26 protein-coding genes, 1 pseudogene and 1 riboswitch (1 of these 28 running past the window's edge) are annotated in these 25,061 nt (G+C 42.7%); of the genes and pseudogenes, 24 read left to right on the forward strand and 3 right to left on the reverse strand.

Annotated elements, in window-relative coordinates; genetic code table 11:
• The 14 genes and pseudogenes from feoB to B3473_RS02930 all read left to right on the forward strand — a co-directional run.
• Positions 1-1,626, forward strand: a pseudogene (feoB, locus tag B3473_RS02865) (ferrous iron transport protein B); it begins 524 nt to the left of the window's first position.
• Position 1,627: 1 nt separating this feature from the next.
• Positions 1,628-1,774 (forward strand): FeoB-associated Cys-rich membrane protein, encoded by a 147-nt coding sequence (locus tag B3473_RS02870; protein ID WP_154454433.1) that lies wholly within the window; start codon positions 1,628-1,630, stop codon positions 1,772-1,774.
• 111 nt (positions 1,775-1,885) lie between these two features.
• Complete coding sequence (locus B3473_RS02875) at positions 1,886-2,740, forward strand: bifunctional methylenetetrahydrofolate dehydrogenase/methenyltetrahydrofolate cyclohydrolase (RefSeq protein ID WP_154454432.1); 855 nt, start codon at positions 1,886-1,888, stop codon at positions 2,738-2,740.
• Positions 2,737-3,573 (forward strand): NAD(P)H-hydrate dehydratase, encoded by an 837-nt coding sequence (locus tag B3473_RS02880; RefSeq protein ID WP_235280862.1) that lies wholly within the window; start codon positions 2,737-2,739, stop codon positions 3,571-3,573. Before B3473_RS02875 ends, B3473_RS02880 begins: the two co-directional genes overlap by 4 nt.
• Positions 3,574-3,710: 137 nt before the next feature.
• Positions 3,711-5,051 carry an exodeoxyribonuclease VII large subunit gene (xseA, locus tag B3473_RS02885; protein ID WP_235280861.1) on the forward strand — a complete coding sequence of 447 codons (1,341 nt, stop codon included), beginning with the start codon at positions 3,711-3,713 and terminating at the stop codon, positions 5,049-5,051.
• Positions 5,029-5,244, forward strand: coding sequence for an exodeoxyribonuclease VII small subunit (locus B3473_RS02890; protein WP_154454429.1), 216 nt, complete (start codon positions 5,029-5,031; stop codon positions 5,242-5,244). The genes xseA and B3473_RS02890 overlap by 23 nt, the downstream gene beginning before the upstream one ends.
• On the forward strand, positions 5,244-6,113 hold the full coding sequence (locus tag B3473_RS02895) for a polyprenyl synthetase family protein (RefSeq protein ID WP_154454428.1): 870 nt from the start codon (positions 5,244-5,246) through the stop codon (positions 6,111-6,113). Before B3473_RS02890 ends, B3473_RS02895 begins: the two co-directional genes overlap by 1 nt.
• Positions 6,106-6,930: a TlyA family RNA methyltransferase gene (locus B3473_RS02900; RefSeq protein WP_235280860.1), complete on the forward strand. Its 825-nt coding sequence runs from the start codon at positions 6,106-6,108 to the stop codon at positions 6,928-6,930. The genes B3473_RS02895 and B3473_RS02900 overlap by 8 nt, the downstream gene beginning before the upstream one ends.
• Positions 6,917-7,387, forward strand: a complete 471-nt coding sequence (locus B3473_RS02905) for an arginine repressor (RefSeq protein WP_154454426.1) — start codon at positions 6,917-6,919, stop codon at positions 7,385-7,387. Before B3473_RS02900 ends, B3473_RS02905 begins: the two co-directional genes overlap by 14 nt.
• A 14-nt stretch (positions 7,388-7,401) precedes the next feature.
• Positions 7,402-9,060, forward strand: coding sequence for a DNA repair protein RecN (recN, locus tag B3473_RS02910; protein ID WP_293651162.1), 1,659 nt, complete (start codon positions 7,402-7,404; stop codon positions 9,058-9,060).
• A gap of 144 nt (positions 9,061-9,204) precedes the next feature.
• Positions 9,205-10,041, forward strand: a complete 837-nt coding sequence (locus B3473_RS02915; RefSeq protein ID WP_293651163.1) for a DegV family protein — start codon at positions 9,205-9,207, stop codon at positions 10,039-10,041.
• On the forward strand, positions 10,034-10,882 hold the full coding sequence (locus B3473_RS02920) for an SGNH/GDSL hydrolase family protein (protein ID WP_154454423.1): 849 nt from the start codon (positions 10,034-10,036) through the stop codon (positions 10,880-10,882). The genes B3473_RS02915 and B3473_RS02920 overlap by 8 nt, the downstream gene beginning before the upstream one ends.
• Entirely contained in the window at positions 10,851-11,453 is a 603-nt protein-coding gene (locus B3473_RS02925) for a YpmS family protein (RefSeq protein WP_167829255.1), read from the forward strand. Before B3473_RS02920 ends, B3473_RS02925 begins: the two co-directional genes overlap by 32 nt.
• 93 nt (positions 11,454-11,546) lie before the next feature.
• A complete protein-coding gene (locus tag B3473_RS02930; protein ID WP_154454422.1) occupies positions 11,547-11,822 on the forward strand; it encodes an HU family DNA-binding protein in 276 nt (91 codons plus the stop codon).
• 159 nt (positions 11,823-11,981) lie between these two features.
• Here the strand turns inward: B3473_RS02930 and B3473_RS02935 are convergent, their stop codons facing one another.
• Positions 11,982-12,578 (reverse strand): DUF5067 domain-containing protein, encoded by a 597-nt coding sequence (locus tag B3473_RS02935; protein ID WP_168261297.1) that lies wholly within the window; start codon positions 12,576-12,578, stop codon positions 11,982-11,984.
• Between the two features lie 296 nt (positions 12,579-12,874).
• Here B3473_RS02935 and B3473_RS02940 point away from each other — a divergent pair, with 296 nt between their 5' ends.
• Positions 12,875-13,081: a hypothetical protein gene (locus B3473_RS02940; protein WP_154454420.1), complete on the forward strand. Its 207-nt coding sequence runs from the start codon at positions 12,875-12,877 to the stop codon at positions 13,079-13,081.
• 61 nt (positions 13,082-13,142) lie between these two features.
• Here the strand turns inward: B3473_RS02940 and B3473_RS02945 are convergent, their stop codons facing one another.
• Complete coding sequence (locus B3473_RS02945; RefSeq protein ID WP_154455113.1) at positions 13,143-14,078, reverse strand: dihydroorotate oxidase; 936 nt, start codon at positions 14,076-14,078, stop codon at positions 13,143-13,145.
• Positions 14,079-14,409: 331 nt separating this feature from the next.
• On the opposite strand from B3473_RS02945, the gene B3473_RS02950 reads away from it, so the two are divergent.
• From B3473_RS02950 to B3473_RS02985, 8 genes are all read left to right on the forward strand, one after another.
• A complete protein-coding gene (locus tag B3473_RS02950; protein WP_154455112.1) occupies positions 14,410-14,724 on the forward strand; it encodes an ArsR/SmtB family transcription factor in 315 nt (104 codons plus the stop codon).
• Positions 14,708-16,603 carry a heavy metal translocating P-type ATPase gene (locus B3473_RS02955; protein WP_154455111.1) on the forward strand — a complete coding sequence of 632 codons (1,896 nt, stop codon included), beginning with the start codon at positions 14,708-14,710 and terminating at the stop codon, positions 16,601-16,603. Before B3473_RS02950 ends, B3473_RS02955 begins: the two co-directional genes overlap by 17 nt.
• A gap of 126 nt (positions 16,604-16,729) precedes the next feature.
• Positions 16,730-17,422, forward strand: coding sequence for a phosphoglycerate mutase (locus B3473_RS02960; protein WP_154455110.1), 693 nt, complete (start codon positions 16,730-16,732; stop codon positions 17,420-17,422).
• Positions 17,423-17,546: 124 nt separating this feature from the next.
• Complete coding sequence (locus B3473_RS02965; protein ID WP_154455109.1) at positions 17,547-18,068, forward strand: transcription repressor NadR; 522 nt, start codon at positions 17,547-17,549, stop codon at positions 18,066-18,068.
• 109 nt (positions 18,069-18,177) lie between these two features.
• Complete coding sequence (locus B3473_RS02970) at positions 18,178-18,738, forward strand: hypothetical protein (protein ID WP_154455108.1); 561 nt, start codon at positions 18,178-18,180, stop codon at positions 18,736-18,738.
• Between the two features lie 125 nt (positions 18,739-18,863).
• A complete protein-coding gene (gene pbp2b, locus B3473_RS02975) occupies positions 18,864-20,948 on the forward strand; it encodes a penicillin-binding protein PBP2B (protein WP_293651165.1) in 2,085 nt (694 codons plus the stop codon).
• A gap of 62 nt (positions 20,949-21,010) precedes the next feature.
• The gene (recR, locus tag B3473_RS02980) at positions 21,011-21,607 is read left to right on the forward strand and encodes a recombination mediator RecR (RefSeq protein ID WP_154455106.1); all 597 of its coding nucleotides are present in this window, start codon (positions 21,011-21,013) and stop codon (positions 21,605-21,607) included.
• Positions 21,608-21,772: 165 nt separating this feature from the next.
• Positions 21,773-22,819, forward strand: a complete 1,047-nt coding sequence (locus B3473_RS02985; RefSeq protein WP_154455117.1) for a D-alanine--D-alanine ligase — start codon at positions 21,773-21,775, stop codon at positions 22,817-22,819.
• A gap of 77 nt (positions 22,820-22,896) precedes the next feature.
• On the opposite strand, the gene B3473_RS02990 is transcribed toward B3473_RS02985, so the two are convergent.
• Complete coding sequence (locus tag B3473_RS02990) at positions 22,897-23,457, reverse strand: folate family ECF transporter S component (RefSeq protein WP_154455105.1); 561 nt, start codon at positions 23,455-23,457, stop codon at positions 22,897-22,899.
• A 37-nt stretch (positions 23,458-23,494) separates the two neighbouring features.
• Positions 23,495-23,585: riboswitch (THF riboswitch) on the reverse strand.
• A gap of 105 nt (positions 23,586-23,690) precedes the next feature.
• Between B3473_RS02990 and B3473_RS02995 the strand changes: the two genes are divergently transcribed.
• A complete protein-coding gene (locus B3473_RS02995) occupies positions 23,691-25,055 on the forward strand; it encodes a UDP-N-acetylmuramoyl-tripeptide--D-alanyl-D-alanine ligase (protein WP_154455104.1) in 1,365 nt (454 codons plus the stop codon).
• The last annotated feature ends 6 nt before the right edge of the window (positions 25,056-25,061 follow it).

Here is a 25,061-nt window from a genome sequence, read left to right on the forward strand (position 1 = left end):
TACAGCGATAAATTTGAGGCAGCTATTCAACAGATTGTGGATATTTTAGGCAATAGCGTCCCAGAACGTGCCATGCGTTTTTTTGCCATTAAGCTCTTTGAACGCGACGCTTTGGTGCAAACCGAGGTGACTTTATCGGAGTTTCAGCAGAAAGAAATCGATGACGTGATCAAAATCACTGAGGAAATTTTCACGGAAGATTCGGAATCAATCGTCATCAACGAACGCTATGCCTTTATCGAACGTGTGACCCAAATGGCTCAGCACCACGATAACAGCTTCAGCACAACGCTGTCTGACCGTATTGACCGCATTGTGACGAACCGTATTCTTGCCTTGCCAATCTTTGCTTTGGTGATGTTTTTGGTTTATTTCCTCTCGATTCAGACGGTGGGGACCATGTGGACAGATTGGGTCAATGACACCTTGTTTGGTGACTGGATTCCAAGTTTGGCGGATTCTCTGTTGACAAGTTGGCAGGTGGCTGATTGGTTAAAATCTTTGATTATTGACGGTATCATCGCTGGAGTGGGAACGGTTCTTGGCTTTTTGCCGCAAATTTTCGTGCTCTTTGTCTGCCTTGGTGTCTTGGAAGATATTGGGTACATGAGTCGGATTGCCTTTGTCATGGACCGTATTTTTAGGCGTTTTGGCTTGTCTGGAAAATCCTTTATTCCCATGCTAATTGCGACGGGATGCGGGGTGCCAGCCATCATGTCGAGCCGAACGATTGAAAATGAGCGTGACCGCCGCATTACCATTATGACGGCGACCTTCATGCCTTGTTCGGCTAAGCTAGAAATCATTGCCTTGATTTCAGGCGTCTTTTTCCCTGACAATCCATTTGTAGCGCCCTCGACCTATTTCATCGGCTTTCTAACCATTATTTTATCAGGGATTGCTTTGAAGAAAACAACTATGCTTGGCAGTTACGTGAGTCCTTTCATCATGGAATTACCAGCCTACCACTTGCCAAAAATGGGAACGGTTCTTCGCTATGCCTTTGGGAAAGCCTTGAGTTTTGTAAAACGTGCTGGGACAGTCATTTTCAGTTTGACGGTTATTATTTGGTTTATGTCTTCTTATGACTTCTCTCTTCATGCCGTTGATACAGATTCTTCTATTTTGGCGCATTTTGGGCAACTCTTTGCTTGGATTTTCCAACCACTTGGTTTTGGCAATTGGAAAGCAGCGGTGGCAGCTGTAACTGGTCTAGCAGCCAAAGAAACAGTGGTTGCCACATTTGGTATCTTGTACCACAGCAGCGACGTTAGTGGCCTTGAAACAGCCTTGCAATTGGATTATAGTAGCTTGGCAGCTTATTCTTTCTTGATTTTCAATCTGCTTTGTGCCCCATGTTTTGCGGCTATTGGTGCCATTAAACGTGAAATGGGTGATTTGAAATGGACTTTGGGCACCATTGGATTTCAAACAGGTTTGGCTTATGTGATTAGCTTGGTGGTTTATCAATTTGGTTTGGTCTGCTTGTACGGTGAGCCAATTACCGTGTGGACAGTTATCGCGGTTCTGTTGTGCCTTGGCATAATTTACTTCATCGTCAGAAAACCAAAAACAGCAGACACGCCAGTGATTCATTTGGATGATTTAGAAACAGTGGGGAAATAATATGGCAACTTTTATTATTGCAGCATTGATTGCAGTAGCGACGTTTTTTGGCATTCGACGCCTCTTTAAAAGTAAGGGGGCTTGCGGAGATTGTGAGTGTTCGTGCCCTATCAAAGAAGAAATGCACAAACCCGCTCATTTAAAATAAGGACTTGCTCTTTGGAGCACGTTTTTTTATGGAGAAATATTCTGAAAATACACACTTTTATAATCGATTTTTTTGGTATAATAGAGGGTAATAATAAAAAGGGGGAATGGTATGGCAAAGATAATTGATGGCAAAGCCCTAGCGGCAAAAAAGCAAGCGGCCTTGCAGGAAAAAGTGGAACGTTTAAAAGCTGAATCAGGTCTAGTGCCTGGATTGGTGGTTATTTTAGTGGGGGACGACCCTGCCAGCCAAGTCTATGTGCGAAATAAGGAGCGCTTTGCTAAAAAGGTCGGCTTTTTGAGTGAAACGGTTCGTTTGTCAGAATCTATCAGCGAAGAAGAGCTGATTCAAGTTATTGAAAAATACAATAAGGACGAGCGTTTTCATGGAATTTTGGTGCAATTGCCTTTGCCAAAGCATATCAATGACAAGCGTGTCATTTTAGCCATTGACCCTAAAAAAGATGTGGATGGGTTTCATCCTATGAATACTGGTCACCTTTGGAGTGGGCGTCCTGTCATGGTGCCTTGTACCCCAGCTGGTATCATGGAATTGTTGCGTGAGTACGAAGTGGCGTTAGAGGGCAAAACGGCTGTTATCATTGGCCGTTCCAATATCGTTGGTAAGCCTATGGCACAACTCCTGCTGGAAAAAAATGCAACGGTAACCTTGGCGCATTCGCGGACACGCGATTTGGCAAAAGTCACCAAGCAAGCGGATATTTTAATTGTCGCTATCGGCCAAGGTCATTTTGTGACGGCTGACTTTGTCAAAGAAGGTGCCGTAGTCATTGACGTTGGCATGAATCGTGATGTTGATGGCAGACTTATTGGTGATGTTGATTTTGAAGGGGTTGAACCAATAGCCAGTCTAATCACCCCTGTTCCTGGTGGGGTTGGCCCAATGACCATAACCATGCTGATGGAACAAACCTATCAATCAGCCCTTAGAAGTGTGAGTTTATGATTATCAATGAACATTTAGTTAAAAAAGTTATTACCAAACGTGTCAGTCATTCTTATAAAGGAACCTACGGTCATGTGCTTTTGATCGGTGGTTTTTATCCTTATGGTGGTGCTATTATCATGTCGGCTCTTGCTACGGTCAATAGCGGAGCGGGTTTGGTGACTGTGGCGACCGAGCGTGACAATATCGCTGCCTTGCATAGCCACTTGCCAGAAGCCATGGCTTTTGATGCTGTGGATACCGAACTTTTGCAAACCAGCATTGAACAAGCTGATGTGATTTTGATTGGTCCTGGTTTGGGTAAAAGCTTTAAAGCCCAAAAGGTTTTCAAAACGGTTTTGGATAAGGTTGCCAAACGCCAAATTTTGATTGTTGACGGTTCCGCCTTAAATCTCCTTGCTTTGCCCAATTTTCGTCAATTTAAGACGCCAAATCTAATCTTAACGCCGCACCAAAAAGAGTGGGAACGCTTATCAGGTATTCCCATTGCCAAACAAACCTTGCCCAATACCCGAAAAGCCCTGCAAGCTTTCCCAGCCTCAACCATTTTAGTGGCTAAAAGCCATCAGACTAAGGTCATTCAAGGTAAACGTATTGGTGAATTGACGGTTGGAGGCCCCTACCAAGCAACTGGAGGTATGGGGGATACTTTGTGCGGCATGATTGCAGGATTTGTGGCACAATTTTCTGATAATCTCTTTGATACGGTGGCAGCGGCGACTTATCTCCACTCAGCCATAGCGGATAAATTGAGTGCGGATGCCTATGTTGTTCTTCCGACAAGCATTAGTGCCGATATTCCGCGCGTGATGAAAAAGTATTCCGAATTATAATCTGAAAAGCGCACTGTGGTGCTTTTTGTTTGGACAGACTAGGAGATTCCGTCTGCCATTTTGCGCTATTTTTTGCTATAATTGTAATGATATGCCATATTTATATCAGGTAACAAGAGAACAGAAAGGAGCCTACTATGTCAGATTATTTAAGTGTGTCAAGTTTGACCAAATACCTTAAATTAAAATTTGACCGCGACCCTTATTTGGAGCGGGTGTATTTGACTGGTCAGGTATCCAATTTTCGTCGTCGTCCCAATCACCAATATTTTTCTTTAAAAGATGAGCAAGCGGTCATTCAGGCCACCATGTGGGCAGGCACTTTTAAAAAACTTGATTTTGAGCTGGAAGAAGGCATGAAAATCAACGTTGTTGGCCGTGTCCAAATTTATGAACCAAGCGGTTCGTATTCGATTATCATTGAGAAAGCGGAGCCAGATGGTATTGGTGCCTTGGCTATTCAGTTTGAGCAATTGAAGAAAAAATTGACTGAGGCGGGGTATTTTGACGAGCGTCATAAACAACCCTTACCACAATTTGTCAAGAAAATTGGTGTGGTGACTAGCCCAAGTGGAGCCGTTATTCGTGATATTATTACCACTGTATCTCGCCGTTTTCCTGGGGTGGAGATTTTGCTTTTCCCAACCAAGGTGCAAGGTGAGGGAGCTAGTCAGGAAGTGGCTGCTAATATCGCCTTAGCCAATGAACGTGAGGACCTGGACCTACTGATTGTCGGTCGTGGCGGCGGCTCGATTGAGGACCTGTGGGCTTTCAATGAAGAAGTTGTGGTGCAGGCCATTTTTGAATCTCGCCTTCCTGTGATTTCAAGCGTGGGGCATGAAACCGATACCACCTTGGCGGATTTTGTGGCTGACCGCAGGGCTGCTACTCCAACGGCAGCGGCAGAATTGGCGACACCTGTGACAAAGGCAGACATTATTTCATGGATTTCTGAGCGACAAAACAGGGCTTATCAAGCTGGTTTGCGAGTGATTAAAAGAGATCAAGAACGTTTGGGTAAGTTGGCCAAATCGGTGATTTTCAGACAGCCTGAGCGTTTGTATGATGGTTATGCCCAGAAATGTGACCATTTGACCTCGCGGTTAAAAAGCACCGTGGAACAGCAGGTTCAACAAGCCAGTCAAGCCCAACAATTGCTTAACCAACGCCTTTTGGCCGTAGATTTGGAGCGCAATATCAGACGCTATAAGGAGCGAATTGAGGCCCTCAAACGTCTATTGACCTCGCAGGTGACTAGCCAGTACGAAAGCCAATTGGCACGATTTGAAAAAGCCCAAGACGCTTTGTTGTCCTTGGATACGAGTCGTATTATTGCAAGAGGTTATGCCATGGTGCAAAAGGGAGATAAGGTGATCTCTAGCGTCACTGAAGTAGCAAAAGGAGAGCAATTGAGCGTTCAATTAAAAGATGGGCAACTTGAAGTGGAGGTAAAAAATGCCAAAAAAGAAAACATTTGAGGAAAATTTACAGGAATTAGAAGCCATTGTGACCAAGCTTGAAAATGGTGATGTGGCTTTGGAAGATGCGATCGAGGCCTTCCAGCAAGGCATGATTTTGTCAAAAGAATTGCAAAAAACGCTGGATTCTGCGGAAAAAACGCTTGTCAAAGTCATGCAAGCTGACGGAACAGAGACGGAAATGGATGCCTAATGGATAAAATAAAGGAAATCAATCAGGCTATTTACCGTTATTATAGCCAAAAACCTCAGGTTTCAGAGGATTTAATTGCCTCTATTTTGTACTCGGTGGAGTCTGGTGGCAAACGCATCCGACCGCTTCTGTTTTTGGAAATGTTGGAAGGTTTTGGCATGGATTTGACCGAGGGGCATTTTGACGTGGCAGCGGCTTTGGAGATGATTCACACGGGAAGTTTGATTCACGATGATTTGCCAGCCATGGACGATGATGATTACCGCCGTGGGCGTTTGACTAACCACAAAAAATTTGGCGAAGCGACAGCCATTTTAGCAGGAGATAGTCTCTTTTTAGACCCGTTTGGGTTGGTGGCAAATGCAGAGCTGGCTGATAAGATTAAGGTGCAATTGATAGCAGAATTGTCCCAAGCATCTGGAACCTATGGCATGGTTGGTGGGCAAATGCTGGATGTGGAAGGCGAAGAACGTCAACTGGAATTAACAGAATTGCAGGCCATTCATGCCAATAAAACAGGGAAATTGTTGACTTTTCCGATTGTGGCAGCTGGTATTGTTGCCAATGTATCAGAAGTAGACTTGGTTCGTTTGCATGAAGCGGGTGCCTTGATTGGACTGGCTTTTCAAGTGCGTGATGACATTTTAGATGTGACAGCGACCTTTGACGAAATCGGCAAAACCCCTAAAAAAGACCTCTTAGCTGACAAGGCTACTTATCCAAGTTTGCTTGGTTTAGAACAGTCGTACGATGTCTTAAATCAATCCATCGACCAAGCGCTAGCCATTTTCCAAAAACTAGCAGAAACGCAAGCGTTTCACACTGAAAAAATCACTGAAATGATAGAAAGGTTACGACTAAATGCCTAAGGAAAGAGTGGACGTACTAGCCTATAAACAAGGGCTTTTTGATACCCGTGAGCAAGCCAAACGTGGGGTGATGGCGGGTCTTGTGGTCAATGTGATTAACGGAGAACGTTATGACAAACCTGGTGAAAAAATCGACGCTGGAACCGAACTCAAACTCAAGGGCGAAAAGCTCAAATACGTTAGCCGTGGTGGTTTGAAATTGGAGAAGGCTTTGCAGGTTTTTGGCCTGTCTGTGGACGGTCAGACTACGATTGATATCGGTGCCTCAACAGGTGGCTTTACCGATGTGATGCTGCAAAACGGTGCCAAACTGGTTTACGCTGTTGATGTCGGTACCAACCAATTGGTCTGGAAATTACGTCAGGATGCGCGTGTGCGGAGCATGGAGCAATACAATTTCCGCTACGCTCAGTTAGCTGATTTTACAGAAGGGCAGCCGACATTTGCCAGCATTGACGTTAGTTTTATCTCCCTCAAACTCATTTTGCCAGCTCTACACGCTATTTTGGCAGACCAAGGCCAAGTGGTTGCGCTGATTAAGCCGCAATTTGAAGCAGGCCGCGAGCAAATTGGAAAAAATGGCATCATTCGCGATAAGGCTGTTCATCAAAAGGTTTTAGAGCAGGTGACTGCCTTTGCTTTGGCTGATGGCTTTAGCGTTAAGGGACTTGATTTTTCACCAATCCAAGGTGGGCATGGCAATATCGAATTTTTGGCCCATTTGGAAAAATCTGCTGACCCTCAAAGCCAAGTGGCAGCACAGATTCCAGAAATCGTAGAAAAAGCACATAAGGAATTTAAAGATGAAAAAGAGTGAACGTTTAGAACTAATCAAGAAAATGGTTTCAGAAAATGCCATTGAAACCCAACACGACTTACTGAAATTGCTAGAGGAAAGAGGCTTGACCTTGACCCAAGCAACGGTGTCTAGGGACATGAATGAGATTGGCATTATCAAGGTGCCATCATCTGAAGGGCCTTATATCTACGGCTTTTCAATAGATAAAGCCCAAAAAGTCGGTCAGCCCTCTGTCCCCATTAAGAGCACCGTTTTGTCGATTTCAGAAGAAACACCAGGTTTAGAGGCCTTCCTCAATTTGGACGTGGTTCCAGGAAATAGCCGCCTGATTAAACGTTTCTTGTTGGAAGATTTCAAGGACCGTATTTTGAGTGTGATTGCAGATGACGATAGCTTGTTGGTGTTGGCAAAAAGCGCTGACGCTGCCAAGGCCATTCGCCATGAAGTGCACCAATGGATGACAAGTAGCCATTAAGAGAGGTTTTTCCCATGCTTTTAGAAATGTCCATTAAAAATTTCGCCATTATCGAGGAAATTTCCCTGACTTTTGATAATGGAATGACGGTGTTGACAGGGGAAACAGGGGCTGGTAAGTCCATTATTATTGACGCCATGAATCTGATGCTAGGGGCGCGTGCCAGCCTTGATGTGATTCGTCATGGAGCGACCAAAGCCGAAATTGAAGGGCTCTTTTCAGTTGGGAAAAATGCTGCGCTGATGACCATTTTGGAAGATAATGGCATTGACGCCAGTGAGGAATTGATTATTCGCCGTGATATTTTGCAAAATGGTCGTTCAATCGGTCGCATCAATGGGCAATTGGTCAACCTAGCTACCTTGCGAGCTGTGGGGCAATATCTGGTGGATATCCACGGTCAGCACGACCAAGAAGAATTAATGAAGCCAAATCGCCATATTAAGATGCTGGACGAATTTGGTGACAAGGCTTTTTGTGAAGTCAAAAAACATTACCAATCCCTTTTTGAAGACTACCGTCAATTGCGTCAACGGGTATTGACCAAACAAAAAAACGAGCAAGAACACAAGGCTCGTATTGAGATGCTTGCCTTTCAAATGGCGGAAATTGAAGCAGCTGCCCTTCGATCAGGTGAGGACAAAAAACTCCACCAAAACCGCGATAAATTGTTAAATCACAAGCACATTGCAGATACGTTGATGAATGCCTATGTCATGCTGGATAACGAAGAATTTTCAAGCTTGTCCAATATCCGCTCTGCCATGAATGACATGATGTCCTTGGAAGAATTTGACCGTGACTACAAGGAAATGTCCACCAATCTATCAGAAGCCTACTACATTTTGGAAGAAATCACCAAACAATTAGGGGATGTGATTGAGAATTTGGATTTTGATGCCGAGCAATTGCAGCAAATCGAGGCTCGTTTGGAAGTCATTAACAGCATTACCCGAAAATACGGTGGCAGTGTCGATGACGTTTTGGAATATTACGATAATATCACCAAAGAATACAATCTGTTGACGGGCAATGACGAATTTTCCGATGATATGGAAAAGACCTTGAAACAATTGGAAAAAGAGCTTATCTCGGCAGCTGACAACCTCAGCCAAGAACGCCATGCTCTTGCTAAAACTCTAGAAAGTGAAATCAAGCAAGAACTGGCTGATTTGTACATGGAAAAGGCAGACTTCCAAGTGCAATTTAGCAAGGGAAAATTCAATCGTGAAGGTAATGAAAACGTTGAGTTTTACATTTCCACTAACCCTGGTGAAGGCTTTAAGCCGCTGGTTAAAGTGGCATCTGGAGGGGAATTATCGCGCTTGATGCTGGCTATCAAATCAGCATTTTCACGCAAAGAGGACAAGACCAGTATTGTTTTTGATGAGGTGGACACAGGGGTGTCAGGTCGTGTTGCCCAAGCTATTGCCCAAAAAATTCACAAAATTGGCAGTCATGGTCAGGTTCTTGCTATTTCTCACTTGCCACAAGTGGTGGCTATTGCTGATTACCAGTTCTACATTGAAAAACGGAGTGATGAGCATAAAACCGTGTCAACGGTTCGTTTGCTCACGCAAGACCAACGTGTGGAAGAAATTGCTAAAATGTTAGCAGGCAATGACGTGACGGATTTGGCCCGCCAACAAGCCCGAGAATTATTAAAACATTAGGCGCTTAGCACAAAAGTGGAACAGAGTAGCTTTCTTTTCAAAGATTTCTCATTTTCACGTTAGAAAAAATCCCCGAAGTCTTGAAAAATTTGGTATAATGGCATTGGAGTAAAAACTAGAACAGAAGTAATGATAGGATAAAATATGAGTAAAATTAAAATTGTTACAGATTCGTCTTTAACGATAGAACCTGAGTTGATTACGAAGTATGATATTACCGTTATCCCTTTGTCAGTGATGATTGACGGTGTGGTTTATTCAGACAATGACTTAAAAGAAGAAGGCAAATTCTTGAACATGATGCGTCATAGCCGTGATTTGCCAAAGACCAGCCAACCACCTGTCGGCATTTTTGCAGAAGCTTATGAAAAACTGATGAAAGAGGGCGCTGAACACATTGTATCGATTCACATCGCTCATACCTTGTCAGGAACAGTAGAAGCGGCCCGCCAAGGTGCTAACTTATCAGGTGCGAATGTGACGGTCATTGATTCGACCTTTACTGACCAATGCCAAACCTTCCAAGTGGTTCAATCTGCCAAATTAGCGCAAGAAGGTGCGAGCTTGTCAGAAGTCGTGGCAAAAATCGAAGAAGTTCGTAAAAAATCAGAACTCTTTATCGGTGTATCAACCCTTGAAAATCTTGTTAAGGGTGGCCGTATCGGTCGTGTGACAGGCTTGCTCAGCTCACTGCTTAATATCAAAGTCGTTATGGAAATGGCTCACAGCGAACTCAATCCTATTGTCAAAGGGCGTGGCTTGAAAACCTTTAACAAATGGTTGGATGGTTTTATTGAAACAGCCAAGAACAAAAAAGTCGCTGAAATTGGGATTTCTTACTGTGGAACGGCTGACATGGCGAATGGCTTTAAAGAAAAACTAGAAGTTCTAGGAGCGCCAATCACCGTTCTTGAAACGGGGTCAATTATCCAAACTCATACAGGCGAAAATGCCTTTGCGGTGATGGTGCGTTATGAATAAATTCAAACAGATAATGGTAGGGTTTGCGTTCTTTTTAGCAGCCCTTCTTCTGTTCGGTGGGCTTTTTTCCTTACTCATTCCAAAATCCGCTTCAGAGATAAGCCACAAGGACATTGCGACTACCAAGGCTAAGTCCTTTAACTATGTTGCCATCGGTGATTCCTTGACCCAAGGGGTTGGCGATAGTACCAATCAAGGTGGCTTTGTGCCCTTGCTTTCTCAGGACTTGACCGATAAATATCATTACGATGTTCATTACAGCAATTACGGGGTGTCTGGCAATACCAGCAATCAGATTTTAAAACGCATGCAGGAACAAACAGACATTCAAGAAGCTCTTGCCAAAGCCAATCTGATGACCTTAACTGTCGGAGGCAATGACGTGATGGCTGTGATTCGCAAGAATTTGGCTAATTTGTCGGTGTCTTCTTTCACCGAATCGTCCAAGGATTACCAAAAACGCCTCCGTCAGATTATTGACCTTGCAAGAACAGATAACCCCAACTTGCCGATTTATATTCTAGGTATTTACAATCCTTTTTATTTGAATTTTCCTGATATGACGGAAATGCAAGACATTGTGGACAATTGGAATACCGCCACAGAAGACGTTACCAAAGAGTATGACAAGGTTTACTTTGTGCCAATCAATGATTTGCTCTATAAGGGCGTCAATGGTGAAGAGGGCATTGTATCTACCTCAGGTGACCAAACAACCGTCATCAACGATGCCTTGTTTAGTGGCGACCATTTCCATCCCAATAATATCGGCTACCAAATCATGTCAGATGCAGTAATGGAGAAGATAAGTGAAACAAAAAAAGACTGGACGAAAAACTAACTGGTGGAAATGGGGATTTCTCCTTATTTTAGCCATGAACCTCGCTTTTGTTGGTGTGGTGGCAAGTCGTTTGTTGCAAGTCAGAGAGCCTGCCACCGAAAACATCAGCAACAACCAAAAAAAGAGCATCAAGGTTGGGACGTTCTCAACCAACATAGAGCAGCTTAACGACACCGTGGCAGCTTACCTGAAGGATTATCAGACCAAAAAAATGTCTTATAATGTCTATGCTACATCGTCTGAAATCATGTTTGAAGGGAAATACACCTTGCTGGGTTATGAAGTGCCCTTGTACATCTACTTCCAACCTAGCCGCTTAAATTCAGGTGCTATTCAGTTAAAAGTTACCTCATTCTCAGTCGGAACCCTTTCGTTACCAAAATCTGAAATCTTAAAATACATTGCGTCAAGTTATAAGCTGCCTTACTTTGTTGAAGTGCTTCCTGATGAGTCAGCCATCAACATCAATATCCAAAATTTGAAGAACGATGCGGACATTTATTTGAAGGCAACAACAGTCGATTTGGTTGGGGACCAATTCAATTTTGACATTTACAAGAAAAGCCGTTAAATAGCGCTAAATACTTGACCTCATGGGGATTTTTGGGTATGATAGAACGTGTTAAAGTGTTAACGCTTAGAAATTAATTGGAGGATTTGTTAAATGGCTAACAAACAAGATTTAATCGCTAAAGTTGCAGAAGCAACTGAGCTTACTAAAAAAGATTCAGCAGCAGCTGTAGATGCAGTATTCTCAGCAATTGAAAGCTTCCTTGCTGAAGGCGAAAAAGTTCAATTAATCGGTTTTGGTAACTTTGAAGTTCGCGAACGTGCGGCTCGTAAAGGTCGTAACCCACAAACTGGTGAAGAAATTGAAATTTCAGCTTCAAAAGTTCCTGCATTTAAAGCTGGTAAAGCACTTAAAGACGCTGTAAAATAATCAACGCAGAAAAAGAGCCTTGTCCCATCAACCTTTGTTGAGTGTTGCAAGACTCTTTTTTAGTCATCAGACGATAGCACCAAGATGAGCTTCTAGGTGCTTTTTTGCGTTAAAAAAATCCCTTATGGCTATTGCCATAAAGGATAATGTGATGAGAAATTACTGGTTTGACCAAGCGAAGCCTTTGTGGTTGTCTCTTGAAATGGTAGAACGTAGGATAAAGCCAACGTCTTCAGTGTTGTTGGCTAGACGGTAGCCGACAATGGCGTCAACGGTTTCGCCTGGATTGACTTCTTTATTAGCGTTGTCCACGAGTTCTTGGTTGGCATCGGTGTGGACTTCCTTGAGGTCAACAGGAGAAAGACTCTCATTTTTGTTGTCGTTAGTTTGTTGCAAGTCCCAATCAACAGCAAATCCCATATAAGGTGTTGTTGCTGTTTCTTCATTGTTGGTGAAACTGATATCAACCAAGAGGATATTGTCCTCATCGCTGTTTCCTTTGACTTTGGTAATACTCTTAAAAGTATAGGTATTTTTTTTATCGGCTTGAACGCTATACGGAAATGATACATAGGCCTCGTCTGAATAAGCCGTGGTCTTTTGAGGTAATTCTGTTTCGCTAGAAGAAGCATAACGTTCTAAAGGATACGAATTTTCCGTCTTGCTTTTGCTGCTTGAGTTGTTTGACGAGGTGGCACAAGCACTAAGGGTCACAATAGACAATAAAGTCATCCCGATTACACTAAGCTTTTTCATGATTATCTTCTATTTTCAGCTTTTTACGTGGTTCAGCCTTACACGTTTGTTATCTCGTATGTCGAATGGTATGCGTCCACATATCCTGAGCTAAAATTTGTCTAATCGCCCATGAATACAGGAATGAAACCACCCTCAAGTTATAGTGTATCATAGAATGCCCAAACTGCCTAGCACCAAACCACCATAGAAGCTAAAGCAGGTGGTTACAGTTTAAAATGTGGGTAACTTGTGTTATAATCAGTTGAAACATCTTTTGGCTTTGCCCAAAAGGATTAGAGAGAAGAGTTGATAACATGAAGGAAACGCTGTTATTTATCATTATTGTTTTAGCTATTTTTTCAATTATCAAGGTTCTTTTGTTGATTGCTTATAGTTACGTCCTAAAACCAAAAGTGGATAAGGACGGCAATATCATCGCTCCTAAGAATAAAAAAGACGATAAGGACGATGAAAAGACACTCAACAATGATGACGATGATGATTTTTGGAATGATTGGTAAGCGTCATTTTAAGACTAAAAATGCCACCCTATTTCTAGGGCGGCATTTTTTTATGATTTGGTTAGTCCAAATACTGTAACTTGCCACGGAAATCATCAAGGCTTTCATAGCCTTTTTCAGTCATAATGGCTTTTAATTCATTTGTAATACGTTCAAAAACGGCTGGACCTTCTTGGTGTAAAACAGTTCCTAGTTGAACCATGCTAGCTCCGCATAAGATGTGTTCAAAGGCATCGCGACCAGTCTTGACCCCACCTGTCCCTATAATAGGAATAGTAGGATTTAGGCGTTGGTAAAAGGCGTGTACGTTAGCAAGCGCTGTTGGTTTGATATAATCCCCACCAATACCACCAAAACCATGTTTTGGCTTGATAACAACGGTTTCATCTTCGATAACCAAACCGTTACCGATTGAATTGATGCAGTTAACAAAAGCCAACGGGAATTGATTGAATACCGCAGCAGCACGGTCAAAGTGAGCAATATCAAAATAAGGAGGCAATTTCACCCCAAGTGGTTTTGTGAAATAAGCAAAAATGTCCTTCAAGAGTTTCTCAGTTGTTTCAAAATCATAAGCGATTTGAGGTTTTCCTGGAACGTTTGGACAAGAAAGGTTTAATTCCACCAAACCTTGGTAGTCAGAGTCTTGGACGGCTTTTAAAATGGTGTGTGTTTCTTCTTCAGACATACCAACAAGTGATAAGAAGTGATTCTTGCTATTTGGCGTGTTTTGGAGCTCAGTCACAAAGTCCAAATAATATTGGAAACCGTGATTTGGCAAGCCCATTGAGTTGATTGAGCCAAGGCTTGTATCAACGTAGCGTGGTTCAGGGTTACCAGCGCGTGCGTTTAATGTCCCTGTCTTGGTGACAAAAGAGCCAGCAGCAGAAGCATCAATATCAGCTAATTCCTCACGAGTCATGCAGTAAACGCCAGCGGCATTCATGAGGCAGTTGTCAAAATCGAAAGTACCGATTTTTGTTGCAGTAGAAACCATAAAGTCCTCCAAGTGTTGTAATAACGGTTGAAAAGGCATTCCAACCCATCTTCATTTTACTATTTCATCAGAATGAAAGCAAGTCATTTTCCCGAACATTTTCAAGATAAATACATATCAACGACCAGTTTTCCAATAATCTTGCGATCTTATAAAGCTTTCAAGGCCGTTTTGATTTCTTCAAATAGGAATATTGAGGTGTCTGAGTGTTGAGAGTGGTCTTTTAGCGTTTTTTACTTGAAAAACGAAAGCGTTTAGGTTATACTAAAAATTGTCGAACGATTGAATAAGTGTTCAAATATAAAAACGTTAATAATAGAAAGGAGAAAAGATGATAGAGCATTTTGAGGGGGAGTTGCTAGATACGGTTTCTAATTTTTTCAAGGCTTTGGGCAATGAAACCCGCTTGAAAATCTTGTGGCAACTAAGCCAAAAAGAATGGAAATCAACAGACTTAGCGGCAGTTTTAGAGATGACACCATCAGCCATTTCCCATCAATTGACTTTATTGAAAAACCTTAAGATTGTGGCTGTTAGACGTGAAGGTAAGCATCAAATTTACCGTTTGGCTGATAGCCATATTAGTCACGTCTTACATTCCGTTATCGAGCATTATGAGGAGGATACCGATGTCAGAGAAGAATAAAAAATCCTTAAGGCAGATTGTTCTAGCTATCCTTGTCTTTTTACTGGTTGTTGTGGTGGTGCGGATCTATCAACCAACCTTAGAAATGCAAGCTATTTTGTACGCCGTTCCTTATTTAATTGCGGGGTATACGGTTTTGAAAAAAGCTGTTGTGAAAATCAGTCAAGGTAAGGTCTTTAGTGAGCATTTTCTCATGTCCTTGGCAACGCTAGGTGCTTTTCTTCTTAGTTTTATCACGCAGGAAGCAGAGTTTGCCGAAGCTGTTTTTGTCATGATTTTTTACCAAATTGGTGAACTTTTTGAACACATTGCTGAAGGAAATAGTGAAAAATCCATTGCCGAGTTGCTGGCTTTGAAACCTGATGTGGTTCATCTTGAACAAGAGGGCAAGCTGGTCGATGTTGACCCCAAGGTCTTGCATGAGGGGCAGATTATCACGATTTCCCCAGGGGAAAAAGTCGCCATTGATGGGATTTTAATTGAGGGAGAATCTTCGGTGGATACGTCAGCCTTGACGGGAGAAAGCCTGCCCCAAGAAGTGGTGGTGGGCGACCAAGTGCTATCTGGTATGATTAACATGACAGGTGTCATCCGTGTCAAAGTGTTGCACTCAGTAGAGCATTCGACTCTTAGTAAAATTTTGGAATTGTTAGAGGATTCGACGGCGCACAAGTCTAAGAGCGAACGTTTTATGGCCCGTTTTGCGGCGGTTTACACACCGACAGTCGTGATTGCAGCTTTGCTTTTGGCGGTGTTACCGCCCCTGTTTTCAGGTGATTTCATGGCTCATTTTCCAGAATGGTTTAGCCGTGCTTTGACCTTCTTAGTCATTTCATGTCCTTGTGCCTTGGTGATTTCCATTCCCCTTAGCTTTTTTGGCGGCCTCGGTGCTAGTTCCAAAGAGGGCGTTTTGATTAAAGGGTCTAATTACCTTGAAACCTTGGCGTCACTCGATACTCTGGTTTTTGATAAGACAGGGACGCTGACTGAGGGTGTGTTTGAGGTAACTGCCCTTCATCCAAAAGACATCAAGGAAGAAGAGTTGTTGCACTTAGCTAGCCACGTGGAACGTTTTTCAAATCACCCCATTGCCCAATCTCTTCGTTCTGCCTATCAAAAAGAAGCAGATGATTGTCGGATTACGGATATCACGGAAAAATCAGGCTATGGCGTCAGTGCAAATATCAACGGGCATACCGTTGCTGTCGGTAATACCAAATTCATGGACAGTTTGGGTGCCAAATGGAAAACGTGCAGCAAGGTTGGTACGGTGGTCCATGTCGCTATTGATGGGCAATACGCTGGGCACATCGTGATTTCAGACTGCATCAAACCAGACACAAAATCCGCCTTAGAACAATTACAATCACTTGGTATCAAGCGTTTGGTTATGCTGACAGGGGACCGCAAAGAAGTGGCAGAAAAAGTAGCTGCAGAACTTGGCATCACCGATTATCAGGCAGAATTGCTACCGACAGACAAGGTGACAGGCCTTGAAACCTATCTCAATACTGCTCAAAAACGTGCGACTGTTGGTTTTGTCGGTGACGGCATCAACGACGCTCCAGTCTTGGCTCGAGCAGATGTCGGTATTGCCATGGGAGGCTTGGGCAGTGATGTTGCCATTGAATCCGCTGATGTGGTCATTATGGACGACAAGCTTTCTAAATTAGTCAAAGTCATTGCTATTGCACGTCGCACGCGTCGCGTCGCTCATGAAAATATCGTCTTTTCAATCGGTGTGAAATTAGCCGTTCTCTTGTTGGCAGGATTTGGTTTGGCAAATATGTGGCTGGCTATTTTTGCCGATGTTGGGGTGACAGTGCTGGCTACATTAAATGCTATGCGCACCATGACCGTCACAAAATCAGTGCTTTGATTGAGAAAAGTCAGCGTCTTGAGATAAAATTAGTAATTTCACTAGCTTTTTTACCTCTTTTTGGGTAGAATAGTAAAAGTCAGCGGCGTTTAGGTCGCGATACATTATAGAAGGAGATAAAATCTAATGGTAAAATTAGTGTTTGCACGTCACGGGCAATCTGAATGGAACAAAGCTAACCTTTTCACTGGTTGGGCAGATGTAGATCTTACAGAAGAAGGAACACAACAAGCTATCGACGCTGGTAAATTGATCAAAGAAGCAGGAATCGAATTTGACCTTGCTTTCACATCAGTTCTTAAACGTGCGATCAAAACAACTAACCTTGCTCTTGAATCATCAGATCAACTTTGGGTTCCAGTTGAAAAATCATGGCGCTTAAACGAACGTCACTACGGTGGTTTGACTGGCCAAAACAAAGCTGAAGCTGCTGCAAAATGGGGTGACGAACAAGTTCACATCTGGCGTCGTTCATACGATGTATTGCCACCAGCTATGGCTAAAGATGACAAATACTCAGCACACACTGACCGTCGTTACGCAAACCTTGACGACACTGTTATTCCAGATGCTGAAAACTTGAAAGTGACATTGGAACGTGCCCTTCCATTCTGGGAAGATAAAATCGCTCCAGCACTTAAAGATGGTAAAAACGTATTCGTTGGTGCACACGGTAACTCAATCCGTGCCCTTGTAAAACACATCAAACAATTGTCAGATGACGAAATCATGGACGTTGAAATCCCTAACTTCCCACCACTTGTTTTCGAATTCGACGACAAATTGAACGTTACAAAAGAATACTACTTAGGTAAATAATCTTTTATAATAAGTGTAGTGTGTAAGAAGCATTCTAGCTTGTGCTAGGGTGCTTTTTTCTGACTTTAAAAATGGGAGGGATTTGTGATATGATGAAAGCATGAAACGTGAAAGGAGAATGGTTATGAAAGCAGCAGAGCGCCGTCAAAAGATTATGGCGTCTTTGAGTCAGGCTCAGGTGCCTATTTCAGCCAGTGCTTTGGCCAGCCAATTTGGTGTGAGTCGTCAGATTATTGTAGGGGATATTGCCTTATTGAGAGCGGCAGACAATGATGTGATTTCAACGCCAAAAGGCTACATTTTATCTCAGTCCTTGTATTCTCATCAGTTTATTGGGAAAATTGCTTGTCAGCACGGTCAAGATAAGATTGAAGAAGAGTTGGCTTGCATTGTGTCGCAAGGTGGGATTGTGGTGGATGTCGAGGTGGAACATCCTGTTTATGGGATGCTGACGGCATCTTTAAACATTAAGACAGAAGAAGATATTGCCAATTTCATGGAGAAAATTGAGCAATCGCACGCTACTTTATTATCCTCTTTGACGGATGGTATTCATACGCACACTTTGTCTTGCTCCTCTAAGGACCGTTTTGATGAGATTAAAACACTTTTGGCTGATAAAGGGATTTTGTTATCTGAAAACTAAAACACGACAGATGTCTTGACACCTGTTGTGTTTTCTTTTATAATAGCAGTAATCATGTGAGATAAAGCACAAATAAAGCTTATGAGACCGGTTTATTTAGGAGGAATTTATGGTAAAACAAAGTCAAACAAAATCGCTGGCCTTTTCGGCTATACTGGTAGCCTTTGGGATTTTAATTCCCATGGTGATGCCGATTAAGGTGGTTATTGGGCCAGCTTCCTTCACTTTAGCCAGTCATGTGCCTGTTTTTATGGCCATGTTCATTGCACCTCAGGTGACCTTCATGGTTGCTTTGGGGACAAGCCTTGGTTTCTTGCTGGCTGGCTTTCCGATTGTCATTGTCTTGCGAGCGGTGTCACATCTCTTGTTTGCAATGATTGGAGCAGTTCTGCTTCAAAGATATCCAAAACTTTTGGATAATGCCACCTCACGCTTGCTTTTAGCTTTGGGATTAAATCTCTTGCACGGCTTGGCAGAATTTGTTGTCGTCTTGTCCTTGACGACAGGCAGCCAATTAACCATGAGTTATGTCTGGTCATTAGTGGGGTTGATTGGCCTTGGCTCTATGGTACACGGCTGTATTGATTTTTACATTGCCTACTACATTTGGGTATTTTTAAAAGACAAGGTCGGTATCAATTTTTCACTCAATGTTAACGAACAAGTGTAATAAAGAAGGGTCAAGCGACCTTTCTTTTTTTGTAAAGTCTGGTTAAAAACTTTTCTGGTTAGTTTTCTCTCTTTTAATGAAAATATGATAGAATATAAAACAGAGCTTTTATTTGTGAGGAAATAATGTCATTAAAAAAGAGATTACGTAACATCAAAATCGAAAAAGGACCAAGTAACGTTACAAGACGGATTTATTTGATTTTTTCGGTAATCGTTGTGCTGTTTTCAGTCATCGTTTTGCGACTGGCACAGATGCAAATTTTTAATAAATCGTTTTACGAAAACAAATTAAATTCATCGACGACGTATAAGGTCACGACCTCAAGCCCTCGTGGTGAAATTTACGATTCGGCAGGAAAACTGCTCGTTTCCAACAACGTGAAACAAGTGGTAGCCTTTACACGTAGCAATACCATGACTGCGGGAGAAATGAAAAAATTAGCCGCTAAATTGGCAACGCTGGTGAATTTGACTGAAACCAACGTCACCACACGTCAGAAAAAAGACTATTACCTAGCAGATTCAGATACTTACGCAGCGGTTGTCAAACGCCTACCAGATAAGGAAAAATACGATAACTATGGTAACAGTTTGTCGGAGTCAACTATTTATGCCAACGCTGTTAATGCGGTGACTGACGATGAGATTAACTATTCTGAAGATGAGTTGAAATTGGTTTATATCTTTAACCAGATGAATTCAGCTTCAACCTTTAGTACGGTGCATTTGACGACTGGGGATTTGACAGAAGAGCAAATTGCCTACATCACCGCCAACCAATCAAAACTGTCAGGCATTTCTATTGCGACAGACTGGGACCGTCAAGCGTCAAACAGTTCTTTGGTGACTGTTATCGGAACAGTGTCATCGAAAAAATCAGGTCTGCCAGCCGAAAAAGTTGAAGAATATCTTGCCAAAGGTTACGCCCTTGATGACCGTGTCGGAACCTCTTACTTGGAAAAAGAATACGAAGAATACCTTCAAGGGACTCACACCGTTCGTGAAATCAAAACCGATAAAAACGGTAACGTGGCTTCTGACAAAGTCCTCAGTGAAGGCAAATCAGGTCAAAACCTCAAATTGACCATTAACGCAGATTTCCAAGCAGGTGTGGAAAACATTCTCCAACAATACTATGGAGCAGATATCACCAGTGGTTATGCGACGTATTCTGAAGGGGCTTATGCCGTTGCCCTCAATCCTAAGACAGGTGCGGTCTTGGCTATGGCAGGTCTATCGCATGATGTTGGTTCAACCACAACGCAACTAGATGCCCTTGGTACCATCAATGACATCTTTGTACCAGGGTCAGTTGTCAAGGCAGCAACCCTAACAGCTGGCTGGAAATCAAACGTCATTTCTGGTAACCAAGTCTTGACTGACCAACCAATTAATATCGCTGGTTCGCCATCAATCAAGTCATGGTTTACCGATTACGGTTCACGAAACATCACAGCCGTGCAAGCCTTGGAATACTCTTCAAATACCTACATGGTACAAGTCGCCCTCAAGATGATGGGACAAGAATACCATTCAGGAATGGCCTTATCAACTTCTGGTATGAAAAAAGCCATGGAAGAATTGCGTGCCACTTACGCTGAATACGGTATGGGAACAAGTACAGGCATTGACCTACCAGAAAATACAACAGGTTACCTGTCTAAAGAATACTCTGCGGGTAATGTCTTGACAGAAGCCTTTGGACAGTATGACTCATACACCCCAATGCAATTGGCCCAATACGCAGCAACTGTAGCCAACGGTGGTAGCCGTATTGCCCCACACCTTGTCGAAGGCATTTACGAAAGTGACGGCAAGGGTGGTCTAGGTACCTTGACCAAGACCATTGAAAGCAAGGTGCTTAATAAAGTTGATATCTCATCAGAAGATATGGACTTGATTCACCAAGGGTTCTATCAAGTGGTAAATGGTACTGATGCTTTTGCCACAGGTTCTCACATGAGAAGCTCAACCGTAACCATCGCTGGTAAAACGGGTACCGCCGAAACCTACGCTGTCGATGCTTCAGGTAATGCGGTAACCACTGTTAACTTGAGCGTTCTCGCTTACGATTACTCAGAAACCGATGATTCTCACATCGCCGTTGCCGTGATTATTCCGCATTTGACGAGTGAAGACAATCACACCAACCAAGTCATTGCGCGTGATATCATCAACTTATACATGTCAACTTATGTCAATAAATAAGAATTGGGCGAGTCGATTGAAAACAAGGTCGGCTCGTCCCTTTGTTACAAAGGAGGAAAAAGATGCTCTACCCAACCCCCATCGCAAAACTCATTGATAGTTTTACCAAATTGCCAGGCATTGGGATTAAGACAGCGACACGACTTGCTTTTCATACCATTGGCATGTCAGACGAAGACGTCAACGAATTTGCCAAAAACCTACTAGCAGCCAAGCGTGAACTGACTTACTGCTCAGTTTGTGGTAACTTAACAGACGAGGACCCTTGCAATATCTGCACGGATGAAACCCGCGACCGCTCAGTGATTTTAGTGGTTGAAGATTCTAAGGATGTGTCTGCTATGGAGAAAATTCAAGAATACCATGGCTTGTACCATGTCTTGCACGGCTTGATTTCTCCTATGAATGGCGTTGGACCAGACGACATCAATTTGAAGCCCTTGATTACGCGCCTTATGGATAGTGAGGTCAGCGAGGTGATTATCGCAACCAATGCCACCGCAGATGGTGAGGCGACCGCGATGTATATCTCACGCGTCTTAAAACCAGCTGGCCTTAAGGTAACCCGCCTAGCACGAGGACTTGCTGTTGGTTCTGATATCGAATACGCTGACGAAGTGACCCTGCTGCGTGCTATTGAAAACCGTACAGAATTATAACCCCAAAGCAACTTTTACATAAAGTTGCTTTTTTCTATCACGTGAGGTCAAGTGGTGTTTGAAAGGGTGCTGCTTTTGTGGTATGATAGGTAGGAAATTGTAATAGAAAAGGAATGGAACATGAGCGAGGCTAGAATTGCTCAAGATGTTCTGGTAATGAAAGGTATGTCAAAAGAAACGCTTGTTTTACTTTATGGTGGACGTTCTGCAGAGCGCGAAGTGTCTGTTTTATCAGCTGAAAGCGTCATGCGTGCAATTAACTACGATAAATTCTTTGTGAAAACGTATTTCATCACACAAACAGGGGATTTTGTTAAAACACAAGAATTTTCAAGCAAACCGACTGACGCTGAAAAATTGATGACCAACGACACCATCGTTGACAGTCAAAAAATCAAGCCAAGCGATATTTACGAGCCAGGGGCAGTTGTTTTCCCAGTGCTTCACGGGCCAATGGGCGAAGATGGTTCGGTTCAAGGTTTCCTTGAAGTCCTCAGAATGCCTTACGTTGGAACAAATATCTTGTCATCAAGTGTGGCAATGGATAAAATCTCAACCAAGCATATTTTGGAAACAGCAGGCGTGCCACAAGTGGCTTATGTGACTTACATTGAAGGGGCTGACCTCGACAAAGCTATCGTAGATGTCAATGCAAACTTGACTTACCCTGTTTTTGTCAAACCAGCCAACATGGGCTCTTCAGTAGGGATTTCAAAAGCTGATGACGAAGCTTCACTTCGCTCTGCTATTGACCTCGCCTTGAAATACGACAGCCGTATCCTTATCGAGCAAGGGGTCAATGCGCGTGAGATTGAAGTCGGTATTTTAGGAAATGGCGATGTGAAAACAACCCTACCAGGTGAAGTGGTCAAAGATGTTGCCTTTTATGACTACGATGCCAAATACATCGACAACAAAATCACCATGGACATCCCAGCTCACATCGCTCCTGAAATTACGGAAGAAATGCGTGGCTACGCAGCAACAGCCTTTCGTGCCATTGGTGGCTGTGGTTTGTCACGTTGCGATTTCTTCTTAACAGAAGACGGCCACGTTTACCTCAACGAACTAAACACCATGCCAGGTTTCACCCAATGGTCAATGTACCCACTGCTTTGGGAAAACATGGGACTTCCATACTCTGATTTGATTGAGCAATTGGTAGAACTCGCTAAAGAAATGTTTGACAAACGCGAAAGCCATTTGATTTAAGACGAAAAAGCACCCTCGAGGTGTTTTTTTGTGCACAAAATAACCTCAGAGATGGGATAACTCTCTGAGGTTGTTTATTAAGGTAAGTTGGCGAGTTTGCGCAATTCTGGAATCGTCTGCAAACGTGGAATCACTAACATGGTAATGATAATACGTAGTGGTATTTCAAAGATTTTCAACCAACGCCCTGACAAGTACTGCGCCCAGAAAGGAACACCAAAGTAAATCTGAATGAGGAGTGGGGTGAAAATAAAGGTCCCGATTAACATAATCACGACAGTCGCTAGCGTCACATGAAGCCAGTCTTTTTTACTTGACCAACTTAGAGGCTTTTCATAAAAGAAATAACCGTAGAAAAAGCCTTGGACGGCTTCCATCAAGGTCCACCAAATGATGAAATTACCAGCACCGCTCGATAAGTTATCCACCACATCGAGAATACCTAGACTGATAAATGCCCAAAAAGGACCTGCGATCATTCCGATAATCGTGTTGACAATAAAGGTCAAACTAATCACCAATTGTTGTGGGATAATCGGAATAGAGAACTTACTAACGATGAAAGCAAGGGCAATAAGCATTGCCAAGCTAACCAGTCGCTTAGGGGTTAATGGGGGTGTTTTACAAATAGAATGCATTTTGGCTCCTTTAATCAAAAGTAGAGCTGTTAAAATTAACAGCGGATGCAATGGCTCACCGCGCAAATTGCTTCGTTGTGTGACAACATCCCATTCACACACACTTAACGCGAACCATTTACTCTGTGCAAAAAAACTTTGCAACTACAATTGTACCATAAAAGTCCAACGAGAAGAGGGATTTTATGATATAATGAAAAGGTTAATAATAGATTTTTTATGAAGGATTCAAAATGAAATTAACATTGCATGAAGTGGCCAAAGTTGTTGGCGCTAAAAATACGATCTCAGAGTTTGATGACGTTCCCCTGCACCAAATCGAATTTGATAGTCGCAAGATTCAAAAAGGGGACTTGTTTTTGCCTTTGAAGGGTGCACGTGATGGGCATGATTTTATTGAAACGGCTTTTGAAAATGGTGCCGTTGCAACCTTTTCAGAACGCGAATTGAGCCACCACCCCTATCTTTTGGTGGACGATTGTTTGGAGGCCTTCCAACGCCTAGCCCAATACTACCTTGAAAAACAACGTGTTGACGTGATTGCCGTGACAGGCTCAAACGGAAAAACAACCACAAAAGACATGATTGCTGCGGTTTTATCAACAGAATACAAGACTTATAAAACACAAGGCAACTACAATAACGAAATTGGTTTGCCATATACAGCGCTTCATATGCCAGATGATACGGAGAAAATTGTCCTTGAAATGGGGCAAGATCATATGGGTGACATTCATCTGTTGTCAGAACTTGCAAAACCACATATCGGTGTGGTGACTTTGATTGGTGAAGCTCATTTGGAATTTTTCGGTAGTCGTGAGAAAATCGCAGAAGGTAAATTGCAAATTGTTGATGGCATGGATTCAGATGGCATTTTGATTGCGCCAGCTGACACAATCGTTGATCCTTATTTACCTGAAAGCCAAATGGTTATTCGTTTTGGTGACGGCGCAGAAATTTTTGTGAAAGATTTGCAAGAAAGTAAGGAATCGTTGACCTTTACGACAAATGTGATTGACCGTCCAATTACCCTACCTGTGCCTGGAAAATACAATGCGACTAATGCCATGGTGGCAGCTTATGTTGGTAAATTATTAGCCATTTCTGATGACGATATTGTCGAGGCTCTTGAGACAATCGAATTAACGCGTAATCGTACGGAATGGAAAAAAGCAGCCAATGGTGCTGATATTTTGTCAGATGTTTACAATGCTAATCCAACGGCAATGCGCTTAATTTTAGAGACATTTTCTAAAATTCCTGCCAATGAGGGTGGTAAAAAAATCGCTGTGCTTGCTGACATGAAAGAATTGGGTGAGCAATCTGTTGAGCTTCATAAACGCATGATTATGAGCTTGTCACCTGAAACATTAGATACACTCATTTTCTATGGGGAAGATATTGCCGAGTTGGCACAACTTGCTAGTCAAATGTTCCCAATTGGAAAAGTTTATTATTTCAAGAAAACAGCTGACGAGGATCAATTTGATGCCATGCTTGAAACTGTCCAAAAAGTATTGCAACCAGCTGACCAAATCTTGTTGAAAGGTAGCAACTCAATGCAGTTAGCTAAAGTTGTTGAAGCACTGGAGGAATAGATTACT

Source organism: Streptococcus sp. UBA632, from assembly GCF_002300045.1.
Classification (GTDB): domain Bacteria; phylum Bacillota; class Bacilli; order Lactobacillales; family Streptococcaceae; genus Streptococcus; species Streptococcus alactolyticus.

What these genes read in the sequence shown, in the direction of transcription:
- B3473_RS02870 (WP_154454433.1), top strand. Translation starts at nt 1,628, where the DNA reads ATGGCAACTTTTATTATTGCAGCATTGATTGCAGTAGCGACGTTTTTT.
- B3473_RS02875 (WP_154454432.1), top strand. Translation starts at nt 1,886, where the DNA reads ATGGCAAAGATAATTGATGGCAAAGCCCTAGCGGCAAAAAAGCAAGCG.
- B3473_RS02880 (WP_235280862.1), top strand. Translation starts at nt 2,737, where the DNA reads ATGATTATCAATGAACATTTAGTTAAAAAAGTTATTACCAAACGTGTC.
- xseA (WP_235280861.1), top strand. Translation starts at nt 3,711, where the DNA reads ATGTCAGATTATTTAAGTGTGTCAAGTTTGACCAAATACCTTAAATTA.
- B3473_RS02890 (WP_154454429.1), top strand. Translation starts at nt 5,029, where the DNA reads ATGCCAAAAAAGAAAACATTTGAGGAAAATTTACAGGAATTAGAAGCC.
- B3473_RS02895 (WP_154454428.1), top strand. Translation starts at nt 5,244, where the DNA reads ATGGATAAAATAAAGGAAATCAATCAGGCTATTTACCGTTATTATAGC.
- B3473_RS02900 (WP_235280860.1), top strand. Translation starts at nt 6,106, where the DNA reads ATGCCTAAGGAAAGAGTGGACGTACTAGCCTATAAACAAGGGCTTTTT.
- B3473_RS02905 (WP_154454426.1), top strand. Translation starts at nt 6,917, where the DNA reads ATGAAAAAGAGTGAACGTTTAGAACTAATCAAGAAAATGGTTTCAGAA.
- recN (WP_293651162.1), top strand. Translation starts at nt 7,402, where the DNA reads ATGCTTTTAGAAATGTCCATTAAAAATTTCGCCATTATCGAGGAAATT.
- B3473_RS02915 (WP_293651163.1), top strand. Translation starts at nt 9,205, where the DNA reads ATGAGTAAAATTAAAATTGTTACAGATTCGTCTTTAACGATAGAACCT.
- B3473_RS02920 (WP_154454423.1), top strand. Translation starts at nt 10,034, where the DNA reads ATGAATAAATTCAAACAGATAATGGTAGGGTTTGCGTTCTTTTTAGCA.
- B3473_RS02930 (WP_154454422.1), top strand. Translation starts at nt 11,547, where the DNA reads ATGGCTAACAAACAAGATTTAATCGCTAAAGTTGCAGAAGCAACTGAG.
- B3473_RS02935 (WP_168261297.1), bottom strand. Translation starts at nt 12,578, where the DNA reads ATGAAAAAGCTTAGTGTAATCGGGATGACTTTATTGTCTATTGTGACC.
- B3473_RS02940 (WP_154454420.1), top strand. Translation starts at nt 12,875, where the DNA reads ATGAAGGAAACGCTGTTATTTATCATTATTGTTTTAGCTATTTTTTCA.
- B3473_RS02945 (WP_154455113.1), bottom strand. Translation starts at nt 14,078, where the DNA reads ATGGTTTCTACTGCAACAAAAATCGGTACTTTCGATTTTGACAACTGC.
- B3473_RS02950 (WP_154455112.1), top strand. Translation starts at nt 14,410, where the DNA reads ATGATAGAGCATTTTGAGGGGGAGTTGCTAGATACGGTTTCTAATTTT.
- B3473_RS02955 (WP_154455111.1), top strand. Translation starts at nt 14,708, where the DNA reads ATGTCAGAGAAGAATAAAAAATCCTTAAGGCAGATTGTTCTAGCTATC.
- B3473_RS02960 (WP_154455110.1), top strand. Translation starts at nt 16,730, where the DNA reads ATGGTAAAATTAGTGTTTGCACGTCACGGGCAATCTGAATGGAACAAA.
- B3473_RS02965 (WP_154455109.1), top strand. Translation starts at nt 17,547, where the DNA reads ATGAAAGCAGCAGAGCGCCGTCAAAAGATTATGGCGTCTTTGAGTCAG.
- B3473_RS02970 (WP_154455108.1), top strand. Translation starts at nt 18,178, where the DNA reads ATGGTAAAACAAAGTCAAACAAAATCGCTGGCCTTTTCGGCTATACTG.
- pbp2b (WP_293651165.1), top strand. Translation starts at nt 18,864, where the DNA reads ATGTCATTAAAAAAGAGATTACGTAACATCAAAATCGAAAAAGGACCA.
- recR (WP_154455106.1), top strand. Translation starts at nt 21,011, where the DNA reads ATGCTCTACCCAACCCCCATCGCAAAACTCATTGATAGTTTTACCAAA.
- B3473_RS02985 (WP_154455117.1), top strand. Translation starts at nt 21,773, where the DNA reads ATGTCAAAAGAAACGCTTGTTTTACTTTATGGTGGACGTTCTGCAGAG.
- B3473_RS02990 (WP_154455105.1), bottom strand. Translation starts at nt 23,457, where the DNA reads ATGCATTCTATTTGTAAAACACCCCCATTAACCCCTAAGCGACTGGTT.
- B3473_RS02995 (WP_154455104.1), top strand. Translation starts at nt 23,691, where the DNA reads ATGAAATTAACATTGCATGAAGTGGCCAAAGTTGTTGGCGCTAAAAAT.